Annotated in this window: 27 protein-coding genes; 17 read left to right on the top strand and 10 right to left on the bottom strand. The window is 69.3% G+C overall.

Annotated features, from left to right (window positions below):
* Nucleotides 1-61 precede the first annotated feature (61 nt).
* Complete coding sequence (locus tag ACAG26_RS16560; RefSeq protein WP_370484108.1) at nucleotides 62-910, top strand: hypothetical protein; 849 nt, start codon at nucleotides 62-64, stop codon at nucleotides 908-910.
* A gap of 54 nt (nucleotides 911-964) precedes the next feature.
* Here the strand turns inward: ACAG26_RS16560 and ACAG26_RS16555 are convergent, their stop codons facing one another.
* Nucleotides 965-2,182 (bottom strand): acetyl-CoA C-acetyltransferase, encoded by a 1,218-nt coding sequence (locus ACAG26_RS16555; RefSeq protein WP_370484055.1) that lies wholly within the window; start codon nucleotides 2,180-2,182, stop codon nucleotides 965-967.
* A gap of 156 nt (nucleotides 2,183-2,338) precedes the next feature.
* Nucleotides 2,339-3,307, bottom strand: a complete 969-nt coding sequence (locus ACAG26_RS16550) for an SGNH/GDSL hydrolase family protein (protein ID WP_370484053.1) — start codon at nucleotides 3,305-3,307, stop codon at nucleotides 2,339-2,341.
* Nucleotides 3,308-3,502: 195 nt separating this feature from the next.
* Between ACAG26_RS16550 and ACAG26_RS16545 the strand changes: the two genes are divergently transcribed.
* The 4 genes from ACAG26_RS16545 to ACAG26_RS16530 all read left to right on the top strand — a co-directional run bounded on the left by ACAG26_RS16545 (nucleotide 3,503) and on the right by ACAG26_RS16530 (nucleotide 7,939).
* Nucleotides 3,503-4,555, top strand: a complete 1,053-nt coding sequence (locus ACAG26_RS16545; protein ID WP_370484052.1) for an alpha/beta hydrolase fold domain-containing protein — start codon at nucleotides 3,503-3,505, stop codon at nucleotides 4,553-4,555.
* 22 nt (nucleotides 4,556-4,577) lie between these two features.
* Nucleotides 4,578-5,972, top strand: a complete 1,395-nt coding sequence (locus tag ACAG26_RS16540) for a cystathionine beta-synthase (protein WP_370484050.1) — start codon at nucleotides 4,578-4,580, stop codon at nucleotides 5,970-5,972.
* A gap of 129 nt (nucleotides 5,973-6,101) precedes the next feature.
* Nucleotides 6,102-6,740: an RDD family protein gene (locus tag ACAG26_RS16535; RefSeq protein ID WP_370484049.1), complete on the top strand. Its 639-nt coding sequence runs from the start codon at nucleotides 6,102-6,104 to the stop codon at nucleotides 6,738-6,740.
* Nucleotides 6,741-6,784: 44 nt separating this feature from the next.
* The gene (locus ACAG26_RS16530) at nucleotides 6,785-7,939 is read left to right on the top strand and encodes a cystathionine gamma-synthase (protein WP_370484047.1); all 1,155 of its coding nucleotides are present in this window, start codon (nucleotides 6,785-6,787) and stop codon (nucleotides 7,937-7,939) included.
* Nucleotides 7,940-8,088: 149 nt separating this feature from the next.
* Here ACAG26_RS16530 and ACAG26_RS16525 read toward each other — a convergent pair whose 3' ends face one another.
* The 3 genes from ACAG26_RS16525 to ACAG26_RS16515 all read right to left on the bottom strand — a co-directional run bounded on the left by ACAG26_RS16525 (nucleotide 8,089) and on the right by ACAG26_RS16515 (nucleotide 9,949).
* On the bottom strand, nucleotides 8,089-8,751 hold the full coding sequence (locus ACAG26_RS16525; RefSeq protein WP_370484045.1) for a GPP34 family phosphoprotein: 663 nt from the start codon (nucleotides 8,749-8,751) through the stop codon (nucleotides 8,089-8,091).
* A gap of 41 nt (nucleotides 8,752-8,792) precedes the next feature.
* Entirely contained in the window at nucleotides 8,793-9,287 is a 495-nt protein-coding gene (greA, locus tag ACAG26_RS16520; protein WP_071025960.1) for a transcription elongation factor GreA, read from the bottom strand.
* A gap of 215 nt (nucleotides 9,288-9,502) precedes the next feature.
* On the bottom strand, nucleotides 9,503-9,949 hold the full coding sequence (locus ACAG26_RS16515) for a DUF4307 domain-containing protein (RefSeq protein ID WP_370484042.1): 447 nt from the start codon (nucleotides 9,947-9,949) through the stop codon (nucleotides 9,503-9,505).
* A 110-nt stretch (nucleotides 9,950-10,059) separates the two neighbouring features.
* On the opposite strand from ACAG26_RS16515, the gene mca reads away from it, so the two are divergent.
* From mca to ACAG26_RS16500, 3 genes are all read left to right on the top strand, one after another.
* Nucleotides 10,060-10,932 (top strand): mycothiol conjugate amidase Mca, encoded by an 873-nt coding sequence (mca, locus tag ACAG26_RS16510; RefSeq protein WP_370484040.1) that lies wholly within the window; start codon nucleotides 10,060-10,062, stop codon nucleotides 10,930-10,932.
* Nucleotides 10,929-11,216: a hypothetical protein gene (locus tag ACAG26_RS16505; protein ID WP_370484039.1), complete on the top strand. Its 288-nt coding sequence runs from the start codon at nucleotides 10,929-10,931 to the stop codon at nucleotides 11,214-11,216. The genes mca and ACAG26_RS16505 overlap by 4 nt, the downstream gene beginning before the upstream one ends.
* 189 nt (nucleotides 11,217-11,405) lie before the next feature.
* A complete protein-coding gene (locus ACAG26_RS16500) occupies nucleotides 11,406-11,723 on the top strand; it encodes a DUF732 domain-containing protein (protein WP_370484038.1) in 318 nt (105 codons plus the stop codon).
* A 15-nt stretch (nucleotides 11,724-11,738) separates the two neighbouring features.
* Here the strand turns inward: ACAG26_RS16500 and ACAG26_RS16495 are convergent, their stop codons facing one another.
* Nucleotides 11,739-12,851 (bottom strand): PPE family protein, encoded by a 1,113-nt coding sequence (locus tag ACAG26_RS16495; protein WP_370484036.1) that lies wholly within the window; start codon nucleotides 12,849-12,851, stop codon nucleotides 11,739-11,741.
* A gap of 104 nt (nucleotides 12,852-12,955) precedes the next feature.
* Nucleotides 12,956-14,053, bottom strand: a complete 1,098-nt coding sequence (pstS, locus tag ACAG26_RS16490) for a phosphate ABC transporter substrate-binding protein PstS (protein ID WP_370484035.1) — start codon at nucleotides 14,051-14,053, stop codon at nucleotides 12,956-12,958.
* 267 nt (nucleotides 14,054-14,320) lie between these two features.
* Between pstS and ACAG26_RS16485 the strand changes: the two genes are divergently transcribed.
* Entirely contained in the window at nucleotides 14,321-16,312 is a 1,992-nt protein-coding gene (locus tag ACAG26_RS16485; protein WP_370484034.1) for a thioredoxin domain-containing protein, read from the top strand.
* A gap of 14 nt (nucleotides 16,313-16,326) precedes the next feature.
* Nucleotides 16,327-16,698: a nuclear transport factor 2 family protein gene (locus ACAG26_RS16480; protein ID WP_370484032.1), complete on the top strand. Its 372-nt coding sequence runs from the start codon at nucleotides 16,327-16,329 to the stop codon at nucleotides 16,696-16,698.
* An 84-nt stretch (nucleotides 16,699-16,782) separates the two neighbouring features.
* Here the strand turns inward: ACAG26_RS16480 and ACAG26_RS16475 are convergent, their stop codons facing one another.
* On the bottom strand, nucleotides 16,783-17,493 hold the full coding sequence (locus ACAG26_RS16475) for a hemolysin III family protein (protein ID WP_370484030.1): 711 nt from the start codon (nucleotides 17,491-17,493) through the stop codon (nucleotides 16,783-16,785).
* Between the two features lie 63 nt (nucleotides 17,494-17,556).
* On the opposite strand from ACAG26_RS16475, the gene ACAG26_RS16470 reads away from it, so the two are divergent.
* The 4 genes from ACAG26_RS16470 to ACAG26_RS16455 all read left to right on the top strand — a co-directional run bounded on the left by ACAG26_RS16470 (nucleotide 17,557) and on the right by ACAG26_RS16455 (nucleotide 21,204).
* On the top strand, nucleotides 17,557-18,348 hold the full coding sequence (locus ACAG26_RS16470) for a (2Z,6E)-farnesyl diphosphate synthase (RefSeq protein WP_370484028.1): 792 nt from the start codon (nucleotides 17,557-17,559) through the stop codon (nucleotides 18,346-18,348).
* Nucleotides 18,349-18,368: 20 nt separating this feature from the next.
* A complete protein-coding gene (locus ACAG26_RS16465) occupies nucleotides 18,369-19,724 on the top strand; it encodes a hypothetical protein (RefSeq protein ID WP_370484027.1) in 1,356 nt (451 codons plus the stop codon).
* A 108-nt stretch (nucleotides 19,725-19,832) separates the two neighbouring features.
* Entirely contained in the window at nucleotides 19,833-20,240 is a 408-nt protein-coding gene (locus ACAG26_RS16460; protein WP_370484106.1) for a hypothetical protein, read from the top strand.
* 106 nt (nucleotides 20,241-20,346) lie between these two features.
* Entirely contained in the window at nucleotides 20,347-21,204 is an 858-nt protein-coding gene (locus tag ACAG26_RS16455; protein WP_370484026.1) for an alpha/beta fold hydrolase, read from the top strand.
* Between the two features lie 32 nt (nucleotides 21,205-21,236).
* On the opposite strand, the gene coaA is transcribed toward ACAG26_RS16455, so the two are convergent.
* Nucleotides 21,237-22,175 (bottom strand): type I pantothenate kinase, encoded by a 939-nt coding sequence (gene coaA / locus ACAG26_RS16450; RefSeq protein ID WP_370484024.1) that lies wholly within the window; start codon nucleotides 22,173-22,175, stop codon nucleotides 21,237-21,239.
* A 68-nt stretch (nucleotides 22,176-22,243) separates the two neighbouring features.
* On the opposite strand from coaA, the gene ACAG26_RS16445 reads away from it, so the two are divergent.
* Nucleotides 22,244-23,434, top strand: a complete 1,191-nt coding sequence (locus ACAG26_RS16445) for a DUF885 domain-containing protein (RefSeq protein ID WP_370484023.1) — start codon at nucleotides 22,244-22,246, stop codon at nucleotides 23,432-23,434.
* Between the two features lie 65 nt (nucleotides 23,435-23,499).
* The gene (locus ACAG26_RS16440; RefSeq protein ID WP_370484021.1) at nucleotides 23,500-24,051 is read left to right on the top strand and encodes a hypothetical protein; all 552 of its coding nucleotides are present in this window, start codon (nucleotides 23,500-23,502) and stop codon (nucleotides 24,049-24,051) included.
* A 2-nt stretch (nucleotides 24,052-24,053) separates the two neighbouring features.
* On the opposite strand, the gene ACAG26_RS16435 is transcribed toward ACAG26_RS16440, so the two are convergent.
* Nucleotides 24,054-24,521 (bottom strand): hypothetical protein, encoded by a 468-nt coding sequence (locus tag ACAG26_RS16435; RefSeq protein ID WP_370484018.1) that lies wholly within the window; start codon nucleotides 24,519-24,521, stop codon nucleotides 24,054-24,056.
* A 236-nt stretch (nucleotides 24,522-24,757) separates the two neighbouring features.
* Between ACAG26_RS16435 and glyA the strand changes: the two genes are divergently transcribed.
* A complete protein-coding gene (gene glyA, locus ACAG26_RS16430) occupies nucleotides 24,758-26,038 on the top strand; it encodes a serine hydroxymethyltransferase (protein ID WP_370484105.1) in 1,281 nt (426 codons plus the stop codon).
* Nucleotides 26,039-26,109 lie beyond the last annotated feature (71 nt).

The following is a 26,109-nucleotide window of genomic DNA, read 5'->3' as shown; positions in this document are numbered from 1 at the left end:
CTGGTAGACGCAGAGTCAATGGGCTGTCGGTGGGCCTTGGCAGCATGCCTGCATGGGGGACTTGGGGAGGCAGCCGTTTATCGGCTCCGAGGCACTAACCGCAGGGCTGGTGAGCTGGCATGAGCTGGGCAAGTACTACCAACCGATCATGCCCAACGTTTACCTGGACCAGCGACTCCGGCCGTCGCTGCGACACCGTATCGCCGCGGCCTGGCTCTGGTCACATCGCGAGGCCGTAATTGCCGGTCTGGCCGCCTCGGCGCTGCACGGCGCGAAATGGGTCGACGACGACGCCCTGGTCGAACTGATCTGGCGCAACGCCCGGGCGCCGCGCGGCGTCAAGACCCGCGATGCCCTGCTGCTGGACGGCGAAACCCAGCGGCTCAACGGCCTGTGCGTGACGACACCCGAGCGCACGGCCTTTGACCTCGCCCGGGGTGGACGGCTGGGGCAGGCGGTTGCCAGGCTCGACGCGCTCGCTGGCGCCACCGACTTCAAGGTCGACGACGTCGCGGAGCTGGCCAAACGACACCGTCATACTCGTGGCCTGCGCCAACTAGAGAAAGCATTGGACCTGGTCGACTCCGGCGCCCAGTCGCCGAAGGAGACCTGGTTGCGGTTGCTGCTCATCCATGCCGGCTTCCCGAGACCGCAGACCCAGATCCCGGTCTTAGGACCTGATGGCTATCCGAAGTACTTCCTGGATATGGGCTGGCGGGACATCATGCTGGCGGTCGAATACGACGGTGATCAACACCGCACCAGCCGGCCGCAGTATGCCTGGGACATCGAGCGGTTGGAGTACATCCTGGGACTCGGGTGGACCCACATCCGAGTGATCTCCGAGCACCGCGGCCCCGACGTCATTCGCCGAGTCCAGCGCGCCTGGGACGGATTGACTCTGCGCTGACCAGGCAACCTACTCGCACTTTCGCCTGGTAGGCGCAGAGTCATTGGGAAAAAATCAGGACAGCCGCTCGATGACCATCGCCATACCCTGGCCGCCGCCGACGCACATGGTCTCCACACCGAACGTCTTGTCGTGGGTCTGCAGGTTGTTCAGCAGGGTGGCGGTGATGCGGGCCCCGGTCATCCCGAACGGGTGACCCAACGCGATCGCCCCGCCGGACACGTTCAGCTTGTCCTCGTCGATGCCCAGCTCGCGAGCCGAGCCCAGCACCTGCACCGCGAACGCCTCGTTGATCTCGAACAGGTCGATATCGGACACCGACATACCGGCGTTGGCCAGCGCCTTCTTGGTGGCCTCGATCGGGCCCAAGCCCATGATCTCCGGCGACAGCCCGGACACCCCGGTGGCCACGATGCGGGCCAACGGCTTGAGGCCCAGCTCCTTGGCTTTGGTGTCGCTGGTGATGATCACCGCGGCCGCACCGTCGTTCAGCGGGCAGGCGTTGCCGGCGGTCACCGTGCCGTTGGGCCGGAACACCGGCTGCAGCTGGCTGATCTTCTCGTAGGTGGTGCCGGGGCGGGGACCGTCGTCGGTGTCCACCACGGTGCCGTCCGGCAGCGTGACCGGGGAGATCTCACGGGCGAAGAAGCCGCTCTTGATGGCCTCCTCGGCCCGGTTCTGACTGCGCACGCCCCAGCGGTCCTGGTCTTCGCGGCTGATCCCGGTGTGCAGCACGACGTTCTCGGCGGTCTGGCCCATCGCGATGTAGACGTCGGGGAGCGACCCGTCGGCGCGCGGGTCGTGCCATTCGGTGGCACCGGACGCGGCGGCCTCGGAGCGGGCCACGGCGTCATCGAACAGCGGGTTCTTGCTGTTCGGGGCGCCGTCGGCGGCACCGATACCGAACTGCGAGACGGTCTCCACGCCGGCGGAGATGAATGCGTCGCCCTCGCCGGCCTTGATCGCGTGGAACGCCATCCGGGTGGTCTGCAGCGACGACGAGCAGTACCGGTTCACGGTGGTGCCCGGCAGGAAGTCGTAGCCGAGCAGCACGGCGGTGACGCGCCCGATGTTGTAGCCGGACGCACCGCCGGGTTGGCCGCAGCCCATCATCAAGTCGTCGATCTGGCGCGGGTCTAGCGCGGGCACCTTGTCCAGCGCGGCGCGCACCATCTGAGCGGCCAGGTCATCGGGCCGAATGCTGACCAGCGAGCCCTTGCCGGCCCGGCCGATCGGCGAACGAGCAGTTGAGACGATGACGGCTTCCGGCACGACGGCTCCTTTTCGCGGTGTGGGTTCAGGTAGAACCGCTGGCCCGAATCTAGTCCGGCGACGATGCGGGCCGTGCAGCGGCCCGAAAAGGAGGCGGACAATCCGGTCCGGTCGGCGACGATGCGGGCCGAACCAGGGGGCTCCCGGAGGCGACCGTTACCGGTCGGCGGGGACGACGGGCGCGGGCACCCCGGTCGTGGGCCGACGCCGCAGCCGCGACATCGCCAACAGCCGGGTGCGGCGCGGCACCGAGTGCGCATCGGTGGGCGCCCAGGGCAACTCGGGCAGTTCACCGGCGGCGCGTTCGCCCAACCCTTCGCAAAGCGCCGGGAACAGCTGGTTGGCCGCCAACGCGTAACCGGCCGCCGACGGGTGGTACTGGTCCTCGGAGAACAGCAGCTCCGGATCGTGCAGGAACTCCGGCGCCAGCAGGTCGGCGAACGGCACCGCCACCCCGCCGGCCGCGCGGACGGCGGCGGCCTGGGCGCGGGCCAGCCGCAGCCCAAGGGTGCGCGCCACCGACCGCAGCGGCTGCGGGATGGCGGTGATCACCCCGAAATCCGGGCAGGTGCCGACCACCACCACCGCGCCGCTGGCGCACAGCCGGCGCACCGCGGCGCCCAGTCGATGCGCGGAGCGCGACACCCCGTTGAGCGCGGTGACATCGTTGGCGCCGATCATGATCACCGCGGCGTCCGGTGGCGGCCCGGCCACAAACATCGCGTCGACCTGGCCGGACAGCCCCTTGGAGGTGGCGCCGACGATTGCCTTGGTGCTCAACCGGATCCGTTTGCCGGTGTGCGCGGCGAGCGCACGGGCGATCAACACCCCCGGGACTTCCTCGGCGCTGCGGCAGCCATACCCGGTGGCCGTCGAGTCACCGAAGATCATCAAGTGCAGGTCGACGGGCATCTCGCGCTGCCAGCGCTGCACTGGCCCGCCATCGGGCGAATACACGCCGTCGGCCCGCGGCGGGATGTCCCAGGCCTTAGGAATCACCTGCCGGGCCTGGATCGCCTGGCCGGCCAGCAGATTGCGCGCACCCAGGTACGCCGTGCCCGTCGAGGCCAGCGCACCGGCTGCGGCTAGTGCGATCGTGGATCGTCGCGGAGCCCGAATCTGCACGTCATCCAGTTTAGGTAGCGCCTCGCCGGCGAGTCTGAACCGCAACGGAACAGCGGGATTACGGAGTGGAACAAAACTGGTATCGAAACAGACTCTTTGATTGTTGAAATTCTTAAAGATGTCACGCTAAGTTACCGGGGTTGGCCAAGTCGGCCTCGGGGGTTTGCACCACTACAACGGCGTAGGGAGTTGGCCATGACCGCAGTCATCGAGGTATCCGACCGGCCCCGTGCTTGTCCCAGCCCAGGCGGGACGCTCAGAACCCGTCGGTATCCAGTCAGCGACGGAGCCCCCGTCGAGGTCGTCGAGGATCGGGCCGGGATCGCCGGTCGACTCGCCTGGCTTGCCGCCCGACTCACCATTCGACCCACCTTGGCCATCGGTAGCTACCTGCCGCACGCGCCGTGGCCGTGGGGCGTCCTCGATATCGCGGCCCGCGCGGTGCTGCCCCCGGCCGGCACCATCCGCGCCACCATCGGGTTGCCGCAGTGCACCGCCCAGCTGGTCCGCGCCCCCGGGGTGCTGCCGGCCGACGGCACCCGGCGCGTGGTGCTGTACCTGCACGGCGGCGCCTTCATCACCTGCGGCGCCCACACCCACGGTCGGCTGGTCACCAAGTTGTCGCAGTACGCGGACAGCCCGGTGCTGGTGGTGAACTACCGGATGCTGCCCAAGCATTCGATCGGCCAGGCCATCGACGACTGCTACGACGCCTATCAGTGGCTGCGTGAGCAGGGCTACCCGGCCGACCAGATCGTGCTGGCCGGCGACTCCGCCGGCGGCTACCTGGCGCTGGCGCTGGCCGAACGGCTCTTCGACGAGGGGGAGGAGCCGGCGGCGATCGCCTGCATGTCGCCGCTGATGCAGATCGACAAGGCGCCCAAGCAGGCGCATCCCAACATCCGCAGCGACGCGATGTTCCCGGCCAAGGCGTTCGACGCGTTCGTCGACCTGATCGCCAAAGCGGCGCGCGGGCACGTCGTCGACGGGCGGCCCGAACAGATCCTTGAACCGCTCGACCACGTCGAACCGGGCTTGCCCCGCACGCTGATCCACGTGTCCGGGTCCGAGGTGTTGCTGCACGACGCCCGGCTGGCCGCGCGCACCCTGGCCGCGGCCGGGGTGCCGGTGGAGCTGCGGGTGTGGCCCGGCCAGATGCACGTGTTCCAGCTCGCCGCGCCGCTGGTCCCGGAGGCGACCCGCTCGCTGCGGCAGATCGGCGAATACATCCGGGAAGCCACCGGCTAAGCCCACCTGAGACGATGAAGGCATGCGGATCGCAGGCCACATCAGTGCACTCATCGGCAACACCCCGCTGGTCCAGCTGAACTCGGTGGTGCCGCCCGGGTCCGGTCGGGTGGTGGCCAAGGTCGAATACCTCAACCCCGGCGCGAGCTCCAAGGACCGCATCGCGATCAAAATGATCGACGCCGCCGAGGCCAGCGGGCAGCTCAAACCCGGCGGCACCATCGTCGAACCCACCTCCGGCAATACCGGGGTCGGCTTGGCGCTGGTGGCCCAGCACCGCGGCTACAAGTGCGTGTTCGTCTGCCCGGACAAGGTCAGCGAAGACAAGCAGAATGTGTTGCGCGCCTACGGCGCCGAGGTGGTGGTGTGCCCGACCGCGGTGCCGCCGGATCACCCGGACAGCTACTACAGCGTGTCCAACCGGCTGGTCACCGAGATCGACGGCGCCTGGAAACCCGACCAGTACTCCAACCCGGCGGGCCCGGACAGCCACTATGAGACCACCGGTCCGGAGATCTGGGCCGACACCGACGGCAAGGTCACCCATTTCGTCGCCGGCATCGGCACCGGCGGCACCATCACAGGCACCGGCCGCTACCTCAAGGAGGTGTCGGGCGGGGCGGTGCGCATCGTCGGCGCCGACCCGGAGGGTTCGGTGTATTCCGGCGGCACCGGTCGGCCCTACCTGGTCGAGGGGGTGGGCGAGGACTTCTGGCCGGCGGCCTACGACCCGGCGGTGCCCGACGAGATCATCGGGGTGTCCGACGCCGACTCGTTCGACATGACCCGGCGGCTGGCCCGCGAGGAGGCGCTGCTGGTCGGCGGCTCCTGCGGGATGGCGGTGGTGGCCGCGCTGCGGGTCGCCGAACGCGCCGGGCCCGACGCGCTGGTGGTGGTGTTGCTGCCCGACGGCGGCCGCGGCTACATGTCGAAGATTTTCAACGACGCCTGGATGTCGTCGTACGGCTTCTTGCGCACCCGACTGGACGGCTCGACCGCACAACCCACCGTCGGCGATGTGCTGCGCGGAAAATCCGGTGCGCTGCCCGACCTGGTGCACACCCACCCGTCGGAGACGGTGCGCGACGCGATCAGCATCCTGCGCGAGTACGGGGTCTCGCAGATGCCGGTGGTCGGGGCCGAACCGCCGGTGATGGCCGGTGAGGTCGCCGGCAGCGTCTCCGAGCGGGAACTATTGTCGGCGGTGTTCGAGGGTCGCGCCAGCCTGGCCGACGCGGTGGCCCAACACATGAGCCCGCCGCTGCCGCTGATCGGGGCCGGTGAATTGGTCAGCGCGGCCGCCAAGGCGCTGCGGGAACAGGACGCGGTGATGGTGGTCGAGGAGGGCAAACCCGTCGGGGTGATCACCCGCCACGATCTGCTCGGGTTCTTGTCCGAAGGAGCTCGGCGGCGGTAGCGGGGGAGCGCTGAGCGACGCGCCGCACGGCTTCGGCGGCAAACCGTCCCTGCGGGCGACACCGTCGGGTAGTGTCTGGGACCGCCCGATCCATCGGGATCTCGTTCCGAGCTGCAAAGGGGTGTTCACGTGACCAACCAGCCGCCTCCACCGCCGCCTGGTAACCCGCCACCTCCGCCCCCGCCTGGCAACTACCCGCCACCACCCCCGGGGAACTACCCGCCACCACCGCCTCCTGGCGGCGGCGGTTTCCCGCCCCCCGGCTATGCGCCGACGCCGGGCGCGCTGGGCAACCTGCCGAAGGAGGCCTACACGCCGTGGTTCACCCGTGTCGTGGCGTTCATCATCGACGGGCTGCCGATCTTCGTGCTGATCGCAATCGCCTACGGAATCGCCTTCGGTACCGGCGAGAACGTGTGTGTTGGCTCCGAATACGGGTACGGCGGCAGCTGTGTGTCGTCATTCTCGACGCTGGGCACACTCGCGATCGGGGTCGCGTATTTAGCCTCCTTCGCCTACCACCTGTGGAACCGGGGGTATCGCCAGGGCAGCACCGGTCAAAGCCTTGGCAAGACGGTGATGAAGATCAAGCTGGTGTCCGAGACGACCGGTCAGCCGATCGGGTTCGGGATGGCGTTCGTGCGCGATATCGCGCACATCGTCGATCAGATCATCTGCTACATCGGGTTTCTGTTCCCGCTGTGGGATGCCAAGCGGCAGACCTTGGCCGACAAGATGATTTCGACGGTGGTGCTGCCCGCGCAGTAGCGGCGGGCGGCCGTCATCGGGGCGTGCCACTAGGCTGATCCGCGATGACTGAACACCGCACGCCTCGGGGCCTGTCCACCAAAGCCATCCACGCCGGCTATCGCCCAGACCCCGCTACCGGCGCGGTCAATCCGCCGATCTACGCCAGCAGCACGTTCGCCCAGGACGGCGTCGGCGGGTTGCGCGGCGGCTACGAGTACGCCCGCACCGGCAACCCGACCCGGGCGGCGCTGGAGACCGCGCTGGCCGCCGTCGAGGAGGGCCGGTTCGGCCGCGCCTTCGGTTCCGGGATGGCCGCCAGCGACTGCGCGCTGCGCGCGGTGCTGCGCCCGGGCGACCACCTGGTCATCCCCGACGACGCCTACGGCGGCACCTTCCGGCTGATCGACAAGGTGTTCACCGAATGGGGGGTGGCCTACACCCCGGTCGCGCTGTCCGACCTCGACGCGGTGCGCGCGGCGGTCACCCCGGCCACCCGGCTGATCTGGGTGGAGACGCCCACCAACCCGCTGCTGTCGATCGCCGATATCGCCGCCCTCGCCGAGCTGGGCCGACACACCGGAGCGAAGGTGTTGGTGGACAACACCTTCGCCTCCCCGGCGTTGCAGCAGCCACTGACCCTCGGCGCCGACATCGTGCTGCACTCCACCACCAAATACATCGGCGGCCACTCCGACGTGGTGGGCGGTGCGCTGGTCACCAACGACGAAGAGTTGGACGCCGCGTTCGGCTTCCTGCAGAACGGGGCCGGTGCGGTGCCGGGCCCGTTCGACGCCTACCTGACGCTACGCGGCCTGAAGACGCTGGTGCTGCGCATGCAACGGCACAGCGAGAACGCCGCCGCGGTGGCGGAGTTCCTCGCCGCGCATCCCGCGGTGAGCACGGTGCTGTACCCAGGCCTGCCCGACCATCCCGGCCACGACGTCGCCGCCCGCCAGATGCGCGGCTTCGGTGGCATGGTGTCGGTGCGGATGCGCGGCGGGCGGCCCGCCGCCGAAAAACTGTGCGCGGACACCGAGGTGTTCATCCTGGCCGAATCCCTCGGCGGGGTGGAGTCGCTGATCGAGCATCCCGGCGCGATGACCCACGCGTCGACGGCCGGTTCGCAGCTGGAGGTCCCCGACGATTTGGTGCGGCTGTCGGTGGGCATCGAGGACGTCACCGACCTGCTGGCCGACCTGGAGCAGGCCCTCGGCTGACCGTTGCTCGGGCGTTGCTCGGCTCGCGCGTTGCTCGCCGAGTGGCACTTTCCCGACGGGACACGCCGGCGACGCGTCGGGAAAGTGCCACTCGGCGCGGCAAGGGCGGACGACGGGCGCGGCGAGGGCGGCGAGGCCGGGCGAGGCCGTCACGCCAGGGCTTGGCGGACGGCGGCCATCGTCACCGCCAGATTGAACTCCGGCAGGTCGGGCTCGGACCCGTTCACCCAACCGCCGCTAGCGATTTCCCCGGCCCGGTCCTGCACCCACGTCCAGCCGCGGTCGTTGAGGCTCAGCAACGCGCCCAACCCGTCGACGGTGTGCAGCAGCGAGATGATGGCGGCCGTCGCGGGATCCGGGCACTCGTGATCGAACAGCGCCGCCAGCATCGCCGCGCGCGCCGAGCCCGCCCGGGCCCGGTCGGTCAGCGGCCACGAGTACGATCGCCGCAACCGCGTGCCGTTCAGCCGAACCTGCTGCACCTGGCCGGTGCGCTCCAGGTGCACCATCAGCAGGTCCGGGAGGGAATGCCGGAGTTTGGCGATCGCGTCGGCGGGCCGCAGCGGCCGACGCAGCAGCAGCTGCAGGGCGGGCACCCCCACCGGGTCGACCGGGGCGGACCCGGCCAACACCACCAGTCGACCGGCCTGCGCCGGCTCCCCGTCCACCGCGGGCCGGATCTGGCAGGCGTGGGCCAAGTCCAGCAACACCGCGGCGGTCAGGACCCGGTCGCGGCGAACCCGATCTAGCACGGGCTGCGCGGACGCATTGTCCAGCAACAGCAGGAGGAGTTCCTCGGCAATCCGCGCCATCAGCGGAATGTAACTGGCCTAACCTTCGTGCTCCGCGAGGACTATTCGTGGTACGGCTCGGCGCTAACCAAGGTCACCTTGATGGTGTTGCCGTTGGGCACCGTGTAGCTGCGGGTCTCGCCGACCTTAGCGTCGATCAGCGCGGCACCGAGCGGGGAGTTGGGCGAATACACCTCAAGCTTGCCGTCGTTGACGCCCTCTTGCCGAGTGGCGATCAGGAACGTTTCGGTGTCGGACTCGTCGCCGTTGTAGTAGACCTTCACCACCGAACCGGGCAGCGCCACCCCCGACTGGGTGGGGGCCTCGCCGACCTTGGCGTTGTTGAGCAGCTCCTGCAGCTGACGGATCCGGGCTTCCTGCTGGCCCTGCTCCTCGCGGGCGGCGTGATAGCCGCCGTTTTCCCGCAGGTCACCCTCCTCGCGGCGGTCATTGATCTCCGCGGCGATCACGGGACGATTCGCGATCAGCTGGTCGAGCTCGGCCTTGAGCCGGTCATGTGACTCCTGCGTCAGCCAGGTCACTTGTGTGTCCGTCATCTCGTCGCGCTCCTTGTGTCGTCGGTCCCGCGATATTCGGTGGGCGGGCTTGGGTCCAGCTGCCGGGGGCACTGCGGTGGCGGCCGCGTGTATTGCCGAATCAGTGCCGAGTACCCCGGATAGGGCGCACTAATGCAGCAATACACGGCCCCAGCATGGAACCGTGTATCCGCTTAGGGTACCACCGCGGCGGCCCGACGATGGTGAATGCGCGCTCAGGGGGCCCGTAGATAGTCGGGGACGTCGGTGCCGCAGCCGTAGACGTCGCCCATCACCGGCGGTTTGCTGGATTTCACCGTGGTGGTGACCTGGACGGTTTCCTGCTCCGACGGTCCGACCAGCACTTCCCGCCGGCCCGTTTCGCTGCCGTCCTTGGCGCGGGCCCGCACGATGCAGTCCACCGGCCGGGACGGGTCCGACCGGGTCACGCTGATCGTCACCGACACGGTTTCGTCGTCGATCAGCCGATAGCCGGCCAGCGTGCCCTTGACGTCGCCGGTGCCCAGCCGCTGGTAGCCGATCACGGCCACGACGGTGGCGGCCGCCACCGTCAACACCGCCAACGCGATGATCACCCGGCGCCGGGTACTCCGGGACAGCCGAGGACGCCCGTAGCGGTTGTCCGGGCGGGGGGCGGGGCCGTCGCCGCTCTGCGTGGTCATAGGTTGGATTTCCGGGCGTGGTCAACAGGGTGAAACTATGGGGACCAGAACTTTCTGGAACTATAAGGCCACACGCCCAGCAAATGGCAGACGGAACAGGTACAACGCACGTGAGCGAACTGCGGTTGATGGCAGTACACGCCCACCCGGACGACGAGTCCAGCAAGGGCGCGGCCACCCTTGCCCGGTACGTCGACGCGGGGCATCGGGTGCTGGTGGTGACGTTGACCGGCGGGGAACGCGGCGACATCCTCAACCCGGCCATGGACCTGCCCGACGTGCATGGCCGGATCGCCGAGATCCGCCGCGACGAGATGGCCAAGGCCGCCGAGATCCTCGGCGTCGAGCACACCTGGCTGGGTTTCGTTGACTCCGGTTTACCCCACGGCGAGCCGCCGCCCCCGCTGCCCGACGACTGTTTCGCGCTGGTCCCGCTGGAGGTCGCCACCGAGGCGCTGGTGCGGGTGGTGCGGGAGTTCCGGCCGCATGTGATGACCACCTACGACGAGAACGGCGGCTACCCGCACCCCGACCACATCCGCTGCCACCAGGTGTCGGTCGCCGCGTATGAGGCGGCCGGCGACTACCGGCGCTTCCCGGACGCCGGGCCGGTGTGGACGGTGTCCAAGCTGTACTACAACCACGGCTTTTTGCGGCAGCGGATGCAGCTGCTGCAAGACGAGTTCGCCAAGCACGGTCAACAGGGTCCGTTCGAGAAGTGGCTGGCGCACTGGGATCCCAAACACGACATGTTCGCCGACCGGGTGACCACCCGGGTGGAGTGCGCGGACTACTTCGACCGACGCGACGACGCGCTGCGCGCCCACGCCACCCAGATCGACCCCAAGGGCGACTTCTTCGCCGCACCGATCGCCTGGCAGCAGCGGCTGTGGCCGACCGAGGAATTCGAGCTGGCCCGCTCGCGGGTGCCCGCACACCTGCCCGAGACCGACCTGTTCGCTGGAATCGAGGCCGACCTGTGAACCACGCCCTCATCACGGCGCTCGGTGTGCTCGCCGACGACGCACCGCGCAATACCGGGCCGGACTTCGGCAAAGCCAGCCCGTTCGGCCTGCTGGTCATCGTGTTGCTGCTCATCGGCACATTCCTGTTGGTGTGGTCGATGAACCGGCAGCTCAAGAAGGTCCCGGAGTCCTTCGACCCGGAAAACCCGGCACCGGACCAAGCCGCCGACGAGGGCACGGCCGGTCCCACCGACGGTGACGGCGACGAGCCGGAGGAATCCCCGCCGGAGCCGGCCGGCTAGGCGCGGCCCACGCCCGCGCCGGTGACCGGCGTGTCGACGCGGACCGCCCGGCGCGTGTCCACGACATGAACAATCGCCGTCGCGCCCCTTCGGGCGCGTCGGCCGCGCTGCCAGTTCCGTTGGGACATGCGATGATCGCCGTGTCCGTGGCTCGCGCTTGCGCTTCTGCTGAGCAAGAGAGGTTCACCGATGACGACTCTCCGGGTGCGGGCGTGCCGGGCCGCGCCCGTCCTGGTGCTCGCGCTGGTCGCCGCGGTGGCACCGGCCGCGCACGCCGACGCCGTCGACAACAACTTCCTGACGGCGCTGAAGACCCGCGGCATCGACTTCGCGTCTGGGCAATCCGCGATCATTGCCGGCCACGAGGTCTGCGATGAACTTGATCTCGGCCGGCAGAAAAGCGACGTGGTCTCCGACGTCATGAACAACAGCAGGCTGGACGGCTACCACGCCGGGTTCTTCGTCGGCGTCAGCATCAGCGCGTTCTGCCCGCGGCATTCCGGGTAGATCGCGCCAGACCGCTCAGCCCGCCGATGGCGGCCGCGGCATCACCGGCCCCCTGAGTTCCAAGCCGTACTCAAGATCGTCGTACTTCTGCTGCTTGCGTTTGCGCCAGCCGCTGCCCGCCGACAGCGGCGGCGGCATCAGCGGCGGCAGTGCGGGCCAGCCGGATTGCCCGGCCGGCAGCGGCGATGCCGCCGAGGCGAGTTGCACCGGCGTTTGCGATGCGGGCAACAGCCCCACCACGGCCGGCGGCGCGGTCAGCTTGCCCACCGACACGCCGACACCCATCGCCGCTGCCGGCTCTGCGGAAAGCCCGGCGGCGCCCAACGCGCCCAAGGCTTCCGGCGCCAGGGCCGTCTCACCCTCCAACAGCCCCTCACCGATCGAGCTGTCCACGCTTTGCAGGGCTTGAGCCGACGTGTTCTGCGCCAGATAGCTGAGTAGGTTGATCGGGAATCCGGACGAGACGAACTGGTTGGCGTAGGTGTTCGCCAGTCCGAACCAGCCGCTGTTGGGGTCGAAACTGGTCGCCGACGCCAACGCCGACGCCGCCGACGAGGTGGAGGCCGCCGCCGGCGCCGCCGCGGCTTGCGCGGTGAGCCCGGCCGGATTGGTGATCGACACCGGGGAGGCGAGCTGCGGCAGCGTGGCCGCTTGCGTCGAGGCGGCCTGGTAGCGGCTCATCGCCGCCGAGTTGTGCGTCCACATGCGCTGGTATTGGTCTTCGGTTTCCGCGATCGCCGCAACGTTGCTGCCGAACCGGTTGCTGGCCAACAGCTGCGCCCGTCGGGTCCGGTTCGCCGTAACCTGCGCGGCGGGCACCACCGCCGCCCGAAAGGTGTTGAATGCCGCCGCGGCGGCCTGCGCGGCGGAACCGACCTGCTGGCAGTGCTGCGCGGTGCTGCGCAGCCAGGTCAGGTAGGGCTCGACGGCGCGGACCATCGCCGTCGACGACGGGCCATGCCAGCTGCTCGTCAGCGACGACAACGTCGCGCCACAATCGGCGGCGGCCTCCTCCAGATTGGTGCCCAGTCGCTGCCACGCCGCGGACGCCTCCATCAGCGATCCCGCGCCGGGTCCCGAGTGAATCAGCGCCGAGCTGACCTCCGGCGGCAGCGCCATGAACTCCATGACGCCAAACGTCGATCACCGCCGGAAAACCTGCGGAACATTGGGTTGACGGCGGTGAAAAAACCCGAGGAACATTGGGGATCGACGCCGCGTGCGGCCGGCCTTCAGAACGCGATGGCGTTCACCGCGGTCGACAAGCGCGACTTGAACTCGGCGGGAACCGGGACATAGCCGTGCTCGGCCAGGCCAAGCTGGCCGGCGTCGATCGTGCTCTGCAGAAACGCCTTGACGGCCGCACCGGCGCGCGCATCGGGATACTTCGAGCACACAATCTCATAGGTCGCCAACACGATCGGGTAGGCACCGGGCTGGTTGGGCCGGTAAAACGAGATCGTGTCGAGGGCCAGGTCGTTGCCCTCACCGAGGAACCAGGCCGCAGAGATCGTCTTGCCCACCGAGTCGCTGCTGATCGCGACCGGGTCGGGACCGGCCGAGGTGATGATGTTGGCCATGTTCAGGTGCTGCCGCTGCGCGAACGACCATTCGAGGTAGCTGATCGATCCCTCGGTGCGCTTGACGGCCGCGGCGGCGCCGTCACTGCCCGCGACGCCCTGCCCGACACCGCCGTTGAACGTCTTTCCGGCCCCTTTGCCCCATGCGCCGCCCGCCGCGGTGTCGAGATATCGCTGGAAGTTGTCGGTGGTGCCCGACTCGTCGCCGCGGAACACCACCCGAATGGGCTCGGCGGGCAAGGTGGCACCGGGGTTCAACACCTGGATCGCCGGATCGTTCCAGCTCGTAATGTCCCCGTTGAAGATCCTCGCCGCCACCGCACCGTCGAGGTTCAACGCCCTCAGCCCGCTGACGTGGTAGGCGATGGCGATGGGTCCGAACACGATCGGCAGATTCCACGCCGACGAGCCGCACCGCTGTTGTGCTTGGGCGTACTCGGCTTTGCTCAGCGGCGAGTCGGAGCCGCCGAAATCGGTTTTCTTGCGCACGAATTCGCCAATTCCGGCGCCGGAGCCATTGGCAACGTAATTCAGCGACTGGCCCGGGCAGGCGTGTTGGAAAGCTTTCACAAAACGGGTCATAGCGTGTTCTTGGGCGGTCGAACCGCTGGCCTTCAGGATCGTCTTGCCGCCGCACGCCACCGAGGAGGCGCCGTCGCTGGCAGCGCCACGGTCACCGCCGCACCCGGACAGCAGCGTGGCGCCGGCGGTCAGGATGCCCAGCGCGATACCAAATCGATTGATTCGCAATCAGATTCCTTTGGATCGTACCGGAGACGCGGTGCCGTCGGTGCCCGCGCGCTAAAATACCGTCGTCCACGCTAACAAGGTCGTCGGTCAGCAAACGCGGGTGTGCCTGGCCCGAACGCAAGATTTCAGCCACAGTTTCCGATCTGGTTACGGTCCGGACAGGTGGGGCCATATTGCCGCCGTGCGCCGCGCCCCGCAGGTCGGGGAAACGCTCGCCGGGGAGCCGGTCTGGCTGACCTCGCCGCCGAACACGATTAACGTGGTGGGGTGGCCAATCGTCTGGACAACTCCACCAGCCCCTACCTGCGTCAGCACGCCGACAACCCGGTGCACTGGCAGGAGTGGACGCCGCACGCGTTGGCCGAGGCGGTCGACCGCGACGTGCCGATCCTGCTGTCGGTCGGCTACGCCGCCTGCCACTGGTGCCATGTGATGGCGCATGAGTCGTTCGAGGACGGCGAGGTTGCCGCGGCGATGAACGACGGCTTCGTCTGCATCAAGGTCGACCGTGAAGAGCGGCCCGACCTCGACGCGGTCTACATGAACGCCACCGTGGCGCTCACCGGGCACGGCGGGTGGCCGATGACCTGCTTCCTGACCCCCGACGGCCGGCCGTTCTTCTGCGGCACCTACTACCCGAAACCGGCTTTCCTGGAGCTGCTCTCGGCGGTCACCAACACCTGGCGCACCCGCCGCGGCGAGGTCGAGCAGGCCTCCGACCACATCGCCACCGAGCTGCGGTCGATGGCGTCCGGGCTGCCCGGCGGCGGGCCGGCGATCGAGCCGGAGTTGTGCGACGACGCCACCGCGACCGTGCTGCGCGACGAGGACACCGTGCGCGGCGGATTCGGTAACGCGCCGAAGTTCCCGCCGTCGGCGCTGCTGGAAGCGTTGTTGCGCAACCATGAACGCACCGGGTCGGCCGCCGCGCTGCAGGCCGTCGCCCGCACCGGCACCGCCATGGCCCGCGGCGGAATCTACGATCAGCTGGCCGGCGGATTCGCCCGCTACAGCGTCGACAACGCCTGGGTAGTACCGCATTTCGAGAAGATGCTGTACGACAACGCGCTGCTGCTGCGGGTGTACGCGCACTGGGCTCGGCGCACCGGGGAACCGCTGGCGCACCGGGTGGCCGAGCAGACCGCCCGGTTTCTGCTGGTCGAGCTGGCCGACGCCGACATGTTCACCTCCTCGCTGGACGCCGACGCCGCCGGTAAGGAGGGCTCCACCTACGTCTGGACGCCGGCTCAGCTGGCCGAGGTGCTCGGTGACGCCGACGGGCGTTGGGCGGCGGAGGTTTTCGGCGTCACCCGGGAGGGGACATTCGAGCACGGCGCGTCGGTGCTGCAGCTGCCGGGCGACCCCGACGACGACGCCCGCTTCGAGCGGGTGAGCACCGCGCTGCTGGCGGCGCGAATGACCCGCACCCAGCCGGGCCGCGACGACAAGGTGGTCACCGCCTGGAACGGGCTGGCGATCACCGCGCTGGTCGAAGCTGGCGTGGCGTTGGCGGCGCCCGCGCTGATCGCGGCCGCGCAGCGGTGCGCGACCGCATTGCTCGGCACCCACCTGGTGGACGGCCGGCTGCGCCGGGCCAGCCTGGGCGGGCAGGTCGGCGACAGCGCGGCGATCCTGGAAGACCACGGCGCGCTGGCCACCGGGCTGCTGACCTTGTATCAGGTGACCGCCGACGCAAAGTGGCTGACTGCGGCCACCGGCCTGTTGGACACCGCGCTGGCCCACTTCGCCGACCCGGATCGCCCCGGGCGCTGGTTCGACACCGCCGACGACGCCGAGCAATTGATGCTGCGGCCCGGCGACCCGCTGGACGGCGCGACCCCGTCGGGGGCCGCGCTGATCACCGAGGCACTGCAGATCGCTGCCCACCTCACCGGGGGCGACGGCGCCGACCGGTACCGGCAGGCGGCCACCGAGGCGCTGCAGGCGCATTCGCCGCTGCTGGACCGCGCGCCGCGGTCGGCCGGGCACTGGCTGGCGGTGGCCGAAGCCGCCGTGCGGGGCCCGCTGCAGATCGCGGTGGCCTGCGACCCCCCGCAGTCGGCGCTGCTGGCCGACGCGCGCCGGCTGGCGCCGGGCGGGGCGATCGTCGTCGGCGGCCCGGTGGACTCGTCGGAGTTGCTGGCGGGCCGGGACCGGGTGGCCGGCGCCGACGCGGCCTACGTCTGCCGCGGGCGGGTGTGCGACTTGCCGGTCAGCACCGCACCGGAACTGGCTAGCGCCCTGGGCGTGCCGCAGTAGTAGCGTTGCGTCCCATGCCGAGTGCCGAACACATCACCGAGACCGTCAACCGCTACATCTCACTGGTCGCCAAGGGCAGCGCCGAAGATATCGCCGCTTTGTACGCCGACGACGCCACCGTGGAGGACCCGGTGGGCGGCGAGGTCCACATCGGCCGGCAAGCGATCCGCGGCTTCTACGCCGCGGTGGAAGGCGCCGAGCGGGACTGCGAGTTGGTGACGCTGCGGGTGGCCGGCAACGAGGCGGCGTTCCAGTTTCGGCTGACCGTGACCGCCGGCGAACACCGGATGCTCATCGAGCCGATCGACGTGATGGTCTTCGGCGACGACGGCAAGGTCGCCGCGATGAAGGCCTACTGGTCCGCCGACAACGTCACCCAGCTCTAGCCGCCGGCCCGGCCCGGCCCGCCGAGCAGACGCAAAAGCCCCTAATTTTGGCCCGAAATGGGGGCTTTTGCGTCTGCTCGCGCCTCAGTAAAGGGCGGCGAACCAGATCGCGATGTACTGGCAGATCGCCGCCACCGCCGTGCAGGCGTGAAAGAACTCGTGATAGCCGAACGTTCGGGGCCACGGGTCGGGCCACCGCAGTGCGTACATGATGGCGCCGATGCTGTACAGCGCGCCGCCGACGGTGAGCAGCACCATCGCCGCCACCCCCGCGTTGTGCAGGATGACCGCGATGAAAAACGCCGAGACCCAGCCGAGCATCAGGTACAGCGGCACGCCCACCCATTTCGGCGCGGTCGGCCAACACAACTTCAGCAACACCCCGGCGAGCGCACCGCCCCACACAATGGTCAGCACCAGCAGCCCGGTGCTGCGCGGCATCGCCAACACCGCGAACGGGGTGTAGGTGCCGGCGATGAACACGAAGATCATCGCGTGATCGAGTCGCTTCATCCGGATCCGGGCGGCCACCGATTTCCAGGTGATGCGGTGGTAGGTGGCGCTCACCGTGAACATCCCCACCACCGAAAGGGTGTAGACGAAGGTCGATAACCCCGCCGCCAGCCCGGCCAGCGGCCACGACACCGAGATCAGCGTGGCGCCAGCGGCCAGTGCCACCACCGCCGAGACCAGGTGAATCCACCCGCGGGCCCGCGGCTTGAGGTGCGGCACGGTGACATCGGGGGGCGCTGCTTCGGGCCCCGGCGTTTCGAGGGTGCCGGTGTGGGCGCTCATATCCCTCCTGACTCGCACCGGGATCGCCGGTAAATCTTGCCCATCACAGTAGTGTGGATTGTCGTGGAGATCATCCCGGCGCGCCTCAAGGAGCCGCTGTACCGGCTCTATGAGCTGCGGCTGCGGCAGGATCTGGCGGCGTCGAAGTCGGTGCTGCCCCGCCACATCGCCGTGCTGTGTGACGGCAACCGGCGTTGGGCCCGCGACGCCGGATACGACGACGTCAGCTACGGCTATCGGATGGGTGCGGCCAAGATCGCCGAGATGCTGCGTTGGTGCCAAGAGGCCGGCATCGAGATGGCCACCGTCTATTTGCTGTCCACCGAAAACCTGCAGCGCGACCGCACCGAACTTGCCGCGCTCATCGAGATCATCACCGACGTCGTCGAGGAGATCTGCGCCCCGGTCAACCGCTGGAGTGTGCGCACGGTGGGGGACCTGGAGCTCATCGGGGAAGAGCCCGCGCGCCGGCTCCGCGACGCCGTCGCCTCCACGCGGGGGAAGAACGGCGGCTTCCATGTCAACGTCGCGGTCGGCTACGGCGGTCGGCAGGAGATCACCGACGCGGTGCGGGCTCTGCTGAACAAGGAGCTGGCCAACGGTGCCACCGCTGAGGAACTCGTCGACGCGGTCACCGTGGACGCCATTTCGGAGAACCTGTACACCTCGGGTCAGCCGGACCCCGACCTGGTCATCCGCACCTCGGGGGAGCAGCGGCTGTCGGGCTTTCTGCTGTGGCAAAGCGCGTACTCGGAAATGTGGTTCACTGAGGCGCACTGGCCGGCGTTTCGCCGGGTCGACTTCCTGCGCGCGCTGCGCGATTACAGCCTGCGGCACCGCCGCTACGGCCGCTAGTGCCGTGCCACACTGAATTCATGGTTGCGCTCTCGGCGCTGACGTTCACGCTGAGCTGGTGGCTCGGGCTGTATTTGTTGGCCCGCGACCCCCGCAAACCGGTGCTGGTGTTGGCCGCGGTCGGCTTGTGCGGATTCGCGGCGGTGGTGGCCGCCGACGCGGTTCGGGTGCTCGCGCATTACGCCTGGCTCGGCCACCTGGAGATCTACCTGGCCGTGATCCCCGGCGTCGCCTGGTTTGCGGTGCTCGCCGAACTGTCCCGCCCGTGCGACAGCACCCGGGCCCGGACCCGGGAACTGCTGCTGGTCGGCGTGGTCGCCGCGGCGGCGCTGCTGGGGGCAGCGATGGCCGGCAACGTCGACCCGCCGCTGCGGGCGGGGCACTGGGTGATGTGCACGGTGATCTCGGTGGCCACCCTGGGCGCGATGCTCGTCGCGGTCATCCGGCCCGCGCAACCCGTCTCGGTGGTGGGCGTGGCGGTGGTGGCCACGTTGTTCTTCGCGCTCGCCAACGCCATCCTGATCATTCCGCTGGGGTTGGTGCCCAGCGGGCTGGCGCTGGCCTCGACCGGCATCGATGTGCTGCTGCTCGGGGTGGCGGTGGCGCTGTGGGACGCCTTCGACGAGGGGCAGGCGCTGCGCGCCGACATGCTGCGCGCGTTCGCCGGCGCCGCGGTGGTGGCGACGTTATTCGGTGGTCAGACACTGATCGGGTTAACGGCGACGCGCGGGGTGGCCACCGCGCAGACCGTGCTGACGGTGCTGCTGTTCACCAGCCTGGCCGCCGCGGTCGCGGTGCAGGTGTTCGCCGACCCGCTGGCCGGGCTGCTGGACCGGGTGGCGTTTTGGCAGTCCCCGGCGCTGCGCGCCGACCGGGCCGCGCTGCGCAGCACCGAGGCGGCGCTGCCGCTGCGTGCCGCCGGCCCGCTCGACGACCTCGACGACGACACGTTCACCCGGCTGACCCGCCGGGCGCTCGGCCACTACGGGGACCTGTCCAAACTGGTCGCCAGCCCGCTGACCGCGCTGCCGGCGATCGACGAGCGGCTGGCCGCGCGCGGGGCGCCGGACCAACCGCTGGAGCGGGCCAACGAGCTCAAAGCGTTGCTGGCCGATCACATCGCCCGACTCAAACCCCGCGACGGCGGCGAATTCGGTACCACCGAGCAGTGGCGCTACTACAACTCGCTGTACTTCCCGTACGTGGTCGGGGTGCGCGCCTACGCGCAGAACGCCACCGCCGCCGGACTGGATCCGACGGCCCGGCAGGCCTGGCAGTGGTTTGTCACCGAGGTGCCGCAGCGCTCGCTGCACAACTGGCAGAACGCCGCGGCCCGGCTGATCGCCACCGACCTGCGCGGTCGGGTGCCGGTCTGACGCCCTGACCTGCGGTTGGCAGTTGTTGGCAGTGCGCGGCGTCGATCTGGCAGCGTGGTGTGCGCAGTCTCGGAGGTGTTGACCTACCGCAACACCGAGGAGATTCCGATGACCGCCATCGCTACTCGACCACTCGCCGACTCGACCGATTCGCTGCTGCGCTTCGCTATGCGGGCCGACGCCACCCTGACCGGGTTGTTCGGCCTGCTCGCCGCGGCCGCCGCCGACCCGTTGTCGTCACTGACCGGGCTGACCCCCGCCCAGGAGTACGGCCTGGGCGCGTTCTTCGTCCTCTACGGCCTGGCGGTGTACACCCTGGCCGCCCTGCCCAACCTGCGCCGCGCCGGCGTCGGCGTGGTGATCGCCAACCTGGTCTACACGCTCGCGGCGATCCTCGTCGTCGTCGACGGTGCCGTGCCGCTCACCGCCATCGGTGTCGTCGCCACCCTGGGCACCGGCGTGTACACGGCGTTCTTCGCGCTGCTGCAGTACCTCGGGGTGCGCCGTCTGGCGTGACCCCGTCCCGCCGGTGCGGGGCGCCGCCGTCAGAGGTTTGCGGTGCGCGGCCCCGCGCCGGCCTTCCCGCAGCGAATCCCGAGCCCGACGATTGGAGCAACCTGCCATGCCCGAGATTGACCTGTCCGCCGGAACGATCCGCTACCACGACAGTGGCGATGGCCCGCCGATCCTGTTCGTGCACGGTCTGCTGGTCAACGCGTCGCTGTGGCGCAAGGTCATCCCCGCCCTCGACGGCCGGTTCCGGTGTCTGGCACCGGATTGGCCGCTGGGCGCCCACCCGCATCCGATGCGCACCGGCGCCGACGTGAGCCCGCACGGGGTGGCGCGACTCATCGCCGAATTCCTCGACGCACTCGACCTCGACGAGGTCACGGTGGTCGCCAACGACACCGGCGGCGCGGTGACCCAACTGATGTTGGTCCAGGGATCCCCGCGGATCGCACGCGTCGTGCTGACGCCGTGCGATTCGTTCGACAACTTTCTGCCGCGTTCCCTGCGGGCCCTGCAATACGTGCCGCGGGTGCCGGGCCTGATGACGCTCAGCGCCCAGTTGATGCGGCTTCGCCTGCTGCAACGGATCTCCTTTGCGACGCTGGCCAAACGACCGATTCCGCGGGAGGTTGAGGCGGGCTGGCTGCGGCCGGTCATCACCGACCGCGGTGTCCGACGTGATCTCGGCACGTTCCTGCGCGGCATCGACTACCACGACACCCTGGCCGCCGCGGAGGTGCTGCGCGGCTTCGGTAAACCGGTGCTGCTGCTGTGGCCGCGCAAGGCGCCGTTCTTTCCCTTCGCGCACGCCCAACGCTGGGTCGATCTGCTGCCCGACGCGCACCTGGTGGAGGTGCCCGACGCCTACACCTTCGTGCCCGAAGACCAGCCGGAGTTCACCGCCGAGGCCATCGCTTCGTTCGTCAGTCGCCGAGCAGACGTAAAAGCCCCCAAAACCACCGGTTTTTAGGGGCTTTTACGACTGCTCGCGGGAACGCGGCGCTACAGTTTGCGCAGCCGCAGCCGGTTGATGGAATGGTCGGCGTCTTTGCGCAACACCAGGGTGGCCCGCGGCCGGGTGGGCAGGATGTTCTCGACCAGGTTGGGGCGGTTGATGGAGCGCCAGATATCACGGGCGGCCACCACGGCCTGCTGATCGTTCAGCGCCGCGTAGTGGTGGAAGTGCGACGCCGGGTCGGCGAACGCGGTGGAGCGCATGGTCAAAAACCGTGACACATACCAGTGCTCGATGTCCTCGATGCGGGCGTCCACATACAGCGAGAAGTCGAACAGGTCCGACACCATCAGCGTCGGCCCGGTCTGCAAGACGTTGAGCCCCTCCAAGATCAGGATGTCGGGGTGGCGGACCACCTGCTTGGCATCCGGGACGATGTCGTAGTGCAGGTGCGAATACACCGGGGCGCAGGCGTAGTCCGATCCCGATTTCACCGACGTCACGAACCGCATCAACGCCCGACGGTTGTAGCTCTCCGGAAAACCCTTACGGTGCATGAGGTTTCGACGTTCCAGCTCGGCGTTGGGATACAGGAAGCCGTCGGTGGTCACCAGGTCCACCCGCGGGTGGTGATCCCAGCGGGCCAGCAGCGCCTGCAACAGACGCGCCGTGGTCGACTTGCCGACGGCGACGCTGCCGGCCACCCCGATGATGAACGGCACCGGCCGGTCCGGATTCTTTGGCGGCTCGCCGAGGAACTCCGCGGTGGCGGCGAACAGCCGCTGCCGGGCGGCGACCTGCAGGTGCAGCAACCGGGCTAGCGGCAGATACACCTCTTCGACTTCGCGAAGGTTGACCTGCTCACCGAGCCCGCGCAGGGCGAGCACCTCTTCCTCGGTCAGCGGCAGCGGCGTCGACATGCGCAGCGCACGCCATTCTTTGCGGTTGAACTCCACATAGGGGCTCGGCTCGTTAGGCCGCGGCATGGCTGCCAGTCTTGCAGCCGCGCCCGCGCCCGCAGCGGCTGGGGGCGGCCTCGATAGCGTGGACCAATATGGAACCCACTGCCCTGATCCGTGAGTATCTGTTGCTCGGCCTGCGCTTCGACCGGATCGAGTCCGGCTACGTCGACTCCTTCACCGGGGATCCGGCGCTGCGTCAGGCGGTGGACAACGAACCCGCTCCGGATCCGGCCGAGCTGGCCCGGCAGGCCGAGCGGCTGCTGGCGGCGCTGCCGGGCGGGCTCGACGCCGCCCGCGCGGACTATCTGCGCGCCCACCTGCGGGCGTTGGCCTGCGCCGGACGCAAATTCGCCGGCCAGCAGATCGGCTTCGTCGAGGAGGTGCGCGACTACTTCGACGTCGACATCGTCAAGGGCGACCCGGAACGGTACCGGCAGGCCCACGCCCGGCTCGATGAGGCACTGGGCGGCACCGGACCGCTGGCCGATCGGATGGCCGCCCACCGCCGCGGCGACGAGATCCCGCCGGCGCGGCTGGAGGCCTGCATCCACGCGTTCTCCTCCGCGTTACGGGACCGGGTGCGCGCCGACTACCCGCTGCCCGACACCGAGACCATCAGCTACGAGGTGGTCACCGACAAGCCCTGGTCGGGGTTCAACTACTACCTGGGCAACTACCGCTCCACGGTCGCGGTCAACGCCGACCTCAAGCAGCTGATGTCCAATCTGCCGCGGCTGGTGGCCCACGAGTCCTATCCCGGCCATCACACCGAGCACTGCCGCAAGGAGGCCGGGCTGGTGCACCGCCACGGCCACGATGAGCAGACCATCTTCCTGGTCAACACCCCGCAGTGTCTGATGGCCGAGGGCCTGGCCGACCTGGCGCTCTACGCCGCGATCGGGCCGGGCTGGGGTGCCTGGGCGGCCGAGATCTACGCCGACTTGGGCTTGCGTTTCGACGGTGACCGCGCCGAGGCGATCGCGGAGGCGTCGGCGGCGCTGGCCGACGTGCGCCAGGACGCGGCGCTGATGCTGCACGACGAGCACCGCGGCCCCGACGAGGTGGCGGCGTTCCTGCAGCGCTGGCTGCTAATCGACGACACCCGCGCCCGGCAGATGCTGCGGTTTTTGTCCTCCCCGCTGTGGCGGGCCTACACCAGCACCTACGTCGAGGGATACCGGCTGCTGCGCGGCTGGCTGGACGGCCGGCCCGACGGGGTCAGCCTCACCGAGCGGTTCGGCCGGTTGCTGGACGAACCGCTGATCCCCTCCGCGCTGCGCTAATCCGACCCGCTCAACCAACCCGGCCGATACACTCCGGCCTGGGACGGGGTCGAGGGGGTAACGCCATGTCAGCCAAGCCCGTCGTGGCGGCCGCCGCCGCTCTCAGTGCACTGGTTGCGCCGCCGGTCGCCGCCGCGCAACCGCCCGGCTTTCCCGACCTGAACGCGTTCAGTCCGGTGGATCCGCAGGGCTACCTGCGTATTGACAACGCGGGTCAGCCCGGTGACGCCGCTGCCTCCACCACCAGGGTTTACTTTTCGACCTCCGACGGTGTGTTATGCCGCTGGGTGTATGTCCCGCCAGGGATACAGAACCCCATCGCCTACCCCGCGACCGTCTGCTCCGGCGATATACCCGGTATCCCCGATTCGGTGCCCGACGACGGCGGCCCAGGCTGCGCTCAAGTGGGGCAGGCAGCACCGTTTTCCGCCGAATATGCCTTCAACCGGCATTGGGGGGCGTGCCCACCGTTCAATGCCGTCGCGCTGGACCCCGGCCAGAAGATCGCAACCGGCAGCGCAACCTGCGTGGCGGGGGCCGGCAGCCTGATCGCGTGCATCGACCCCGTCCACGACCACGGATTCGTGCTGCAGCCCTCCGGCAGCTGGGTGTTTTGAACTCAGGAACCGAGCCAGCTTTGGGTCGGGGAGACCATGAACTTGTCGTTGCCGTAGCGCACGCAGTACACGGCGTTGTCCGGGGTGGTTGCACACCGGGACCCGCTGTACTCCAGGTAGTTGTTCGCCGGCAGCACCCGCTGGGCCGAACCAGCGCTGAATCGCGGCTGGTCGGTGTTGTCGAAATGCGCGGCCGAGTCACCGGAGAACCAGCCGATCTGGTTGGTTCCGGCCGGCGACCCCGGGATGTTTCCGGTGCAGCCGAAACTGCTGTCGTCCCAGATTCCGCAGTTCAGCCCGAACGGGGACGAGAACCACACCCCGGGCTGGTTGGCGATCTTGAAGCCCTCGAAGTCGACCTTGGCGTAGCGGCTGATGTCCGGGTACGGCGGCGGATCCGCCGAAGCCGGAGCCGCCACCCCCACGCTCAACCCGGCCACCACCCCGGCAAGACCAATCCATCTGTTCATCCGAACCCCTTCCCCCCGAGCAGTCGTTACTGAGTCTAAGGCGGTCGCCGGGGGCGGTCAGACGGAAAATCTGGGGTTAGCGGGGCTGGTGGGGTCGCCCCGCGCCGCGGCGCCGGTCCCGGCCAGTGGTGTCGTTAGAGGCGCAAAGGCGTGCCAAGGACGTGGCCCACCCGTCGTCGCACCCGCGTGCCAAACTGGTAGGCGTGACTGCTGCACCCGATACCACCACCTCAGTGATGTCTGCCCCGCTGGCCGAGGTCGACCCCGATATCGCCGACCTGCTGGGCAAGGAGCTCGGCCGCCAGCGCGACACCCTGGAGATGATCGCCTCGGAGAACTTCGTGCCGCGGTCGGTGCTGCAGGCGCAGGGCAGCGTGCTGACCAACAAGTACGCCGAGGGCCTGCCGGGCCGGCGCTACTACGGCGGCTGCGAGCACGTCGACGTGGTGGAAAACATCGCCCGGGACCGGGCTAAGGCGCTATTTGGTGCCGAGTTCGCCAACGTCCAGCCGCATTCGGGCGCGCAGGCCAACGCCGCGGTGCTGGCCGCGCTGATGGCGCCGGGGGAGCGGCTGCTGGGCCTGGATTTGGCCAACGGCGGTCACCTGACCCACGGCATGCGGCTGAACTTCTCCGGCAAGCTCTACGAAAACGCCTTCTACGGGGTCGACCCGAGCAGCCACCTGATCGACATGGACGCGGTGCGGGCCCAGGCCCTGGAGTTTCGGCCCAAGGTGATCATCGCCGGCTGGTCGGCCTACCCGCGGACCCTCGACTTCGCGGCGTTCCGCTCCATCGCCGACGAAGTCGACGCGACGCTGTGGGTGGACATGGCCCACTTCGCCGGCCTGGTCGCCGCCGGCCTGCACCCCTCGCCGGTGCCGCACGCGCAGGTGGTGTCGACGACCGTGCACAAGACGCTGGGCGGGGCGCGGTCCGGCCTGATCCTCGGCAAGCAGGAATACGCCAAGAAGATCAACTCCGCGGTGTTCCCCGGCCAACAGGGCGGGCCGCTGATGCACGTCATCGCCGCCAAGGCCGTCGCCCTCAAGATCGCGGGGACGCCGGAGTTCGCCGAGCGCCAGCAGCGCACCCTGACGGGCGCCCGGATCATCGCCGACCGGCTGCTGGCCGCCGACGTGGCCAAGGCCGGCGTCTCGGTGGTCAGCCGCGGCACCGACGTGCACCTGGTGCTGGTGGACCTGCGGGACTCCCCGCTGGACGGGCAGATGGCCGAAGACCTGCTGCACGAGGTCGGCATCACGGTCAACCGCAACGCCGTCCCCAACGACCCGCGTCCGCCGATGGTCACCTCGGGGCTGCGGGTGGGTACCCCGGCCCTGGCCACCCGCGGTTTCGGCGACACCGAGTTCACCGAGGTCGCCGACATCATCGCCACCGCGCTGGCACAGGGCTCCGGGGCCGACGTGGCCGCGCTGCGGCAGCGGGTCACCCGGCTGGCGCAGGAGTTCCCGCTGTACGACGGTTTGGAGGACTGGCCGCTGGTCGGCCGGTAACCCAGCCGGACTCGTCGAGCGCGGCGGTGTGACCGTCGGCTCGATCCTCCGACACGGTCCGTCGTGGCCGC

It is taken from the genome of Mycobacterium sp. pUA109, from assembly GCF_041287095.1.
Classification (GTDB): domain Bacteria; phylum Actinomycetota; class Actinomycetes; order Mycobacteriales; family Mycobacteriaceae; genus Mycobacterium.
The sequence above is the reverse complement of the archived record's forward strand: the minus strand, read 5'-3'. Positions and strand labels throughout refer to the sequence as shown.

Coding starts and splice junctions, on each gene's coding strand:
- ACAG26_RS16545 (WP_370484052.1), top strand. CDS start 3,503: ATGACCGCAGTCATCGAGGTATCCGACCGGCCCCGTGCTTGTCCCAGC.
- ACAG26_RS16540 (WP_370484050.1), top strand. CDS start 4,578: ATGCGGATCGCAGGCCACATCAGTGCACTCATCGGCAACACCCCGCTG.
- ACAG26_RS16530 (WP_370484047.1), top strand. CDS start 6,785: ATGACTGAACACCGCACGCCTCGGGGCCTGTCCACCAAAGCCATCCAC.
- ACAG26_RS16525 (WP_370484045.1), bottom strand. CDS start 8,751: ATGGCGCGGATTGCCGAGGAACTCCTCCTGCTGTTGCTGGACAATGCG.
- greA (WP_071025960.1), bottom strand. CDS start 9,287: ATGACGGACACACAAGTGACCTGGCTGACGCAGGAGTCACATGACCGG.
- ACAG26_RS16515 (WP_370484042.1), bottom strand. CDS start 9,949: ATGACCACGCAGAGCGGCGACGGCCCCGCCCCCCGCCCGGACAACCGC.
- ACAG26_RS16500 (WP_370484038.1), top strand. CDS start 11,406: ATGACGACTCTCCGGGTGCGGGCGTGCCGGGCCGCGCCCGTCCTGGTG.
- ACAG26_RS16495 (WP_370484036.1), bottom strand. CDS start 12,851: ATGGAGTTCATGGCGCTGCCGCCGGAGGTCAGCTCGGCGCTGATTCAC.
- ACAG26_RS16480 (WP_370484032.1), top strand. CDS start 16,327: ATGCCGAGTGCCGAACACATCACCGAGACCGTCAACCGCTACATCTCA.
- ACAG26_RS16475 (WP_370484030.1), bottom strand. CDS start 17,493: ATGAGCGCCCACACCGGCACCCTCGAAACGCCGGGGCCCGAAGCAGCG.
- ACAG26_RS16465 (WP_370484027.1), top strand. CDS start 18,369: ATGGTTGCGCTCTCGGCGCTGACGTTCACGCTGAGCTGGTGGCTCGGG.
- ACAG26_RS16460 (WP_370484106.1), top strand. CDS start 19,833: ATGACCGCCATCGCTACTCGACCACTCGCCGACTCGACCGATTCGCTG.
- ACAG26_RS16455 (WP_370484026.1), top strand. CDS start 20,347: ATGCCCGAGATTGACCTGTCCGCCGGAACGATCCGCTACCACGACAGT.
- coaA (WP_370484024.1), bottom strand. CDS start 22,175: ATGCCGCGGCCTAACGAGCCGAGCCCCTATGTGGAGTTCAACCGCAAA.
- ACAG26_RS16445 (WP_370484023.1), top strand. CDS start 22,244: ATGGAACCCACTGCCCTGATCCGTGAGTATCTGTTGCTCGGCCTGCGC.
- ACAG26_RS16440 (WP_370484021.1), top strand. CDS start 23,500: ATGTCAGCCAAGCCCGTCGTGGCGGCCGCCGCCGCTCTCAGTGCACTG.
- ACAG26_RS16435 (WP_370484018.1), bottom strand. CDS start 24,521: ATGAACAGATGGATTGGTCTTGCCGGGGTGGTGGCCGGGTTGAGCGTG.
- glyA (WP_370484105.1), top strand. CDS start 24,758: ATGTCTGCCCCGCTGGCCGAGGTCGACCCCGATATCGCCGACCTGCTG.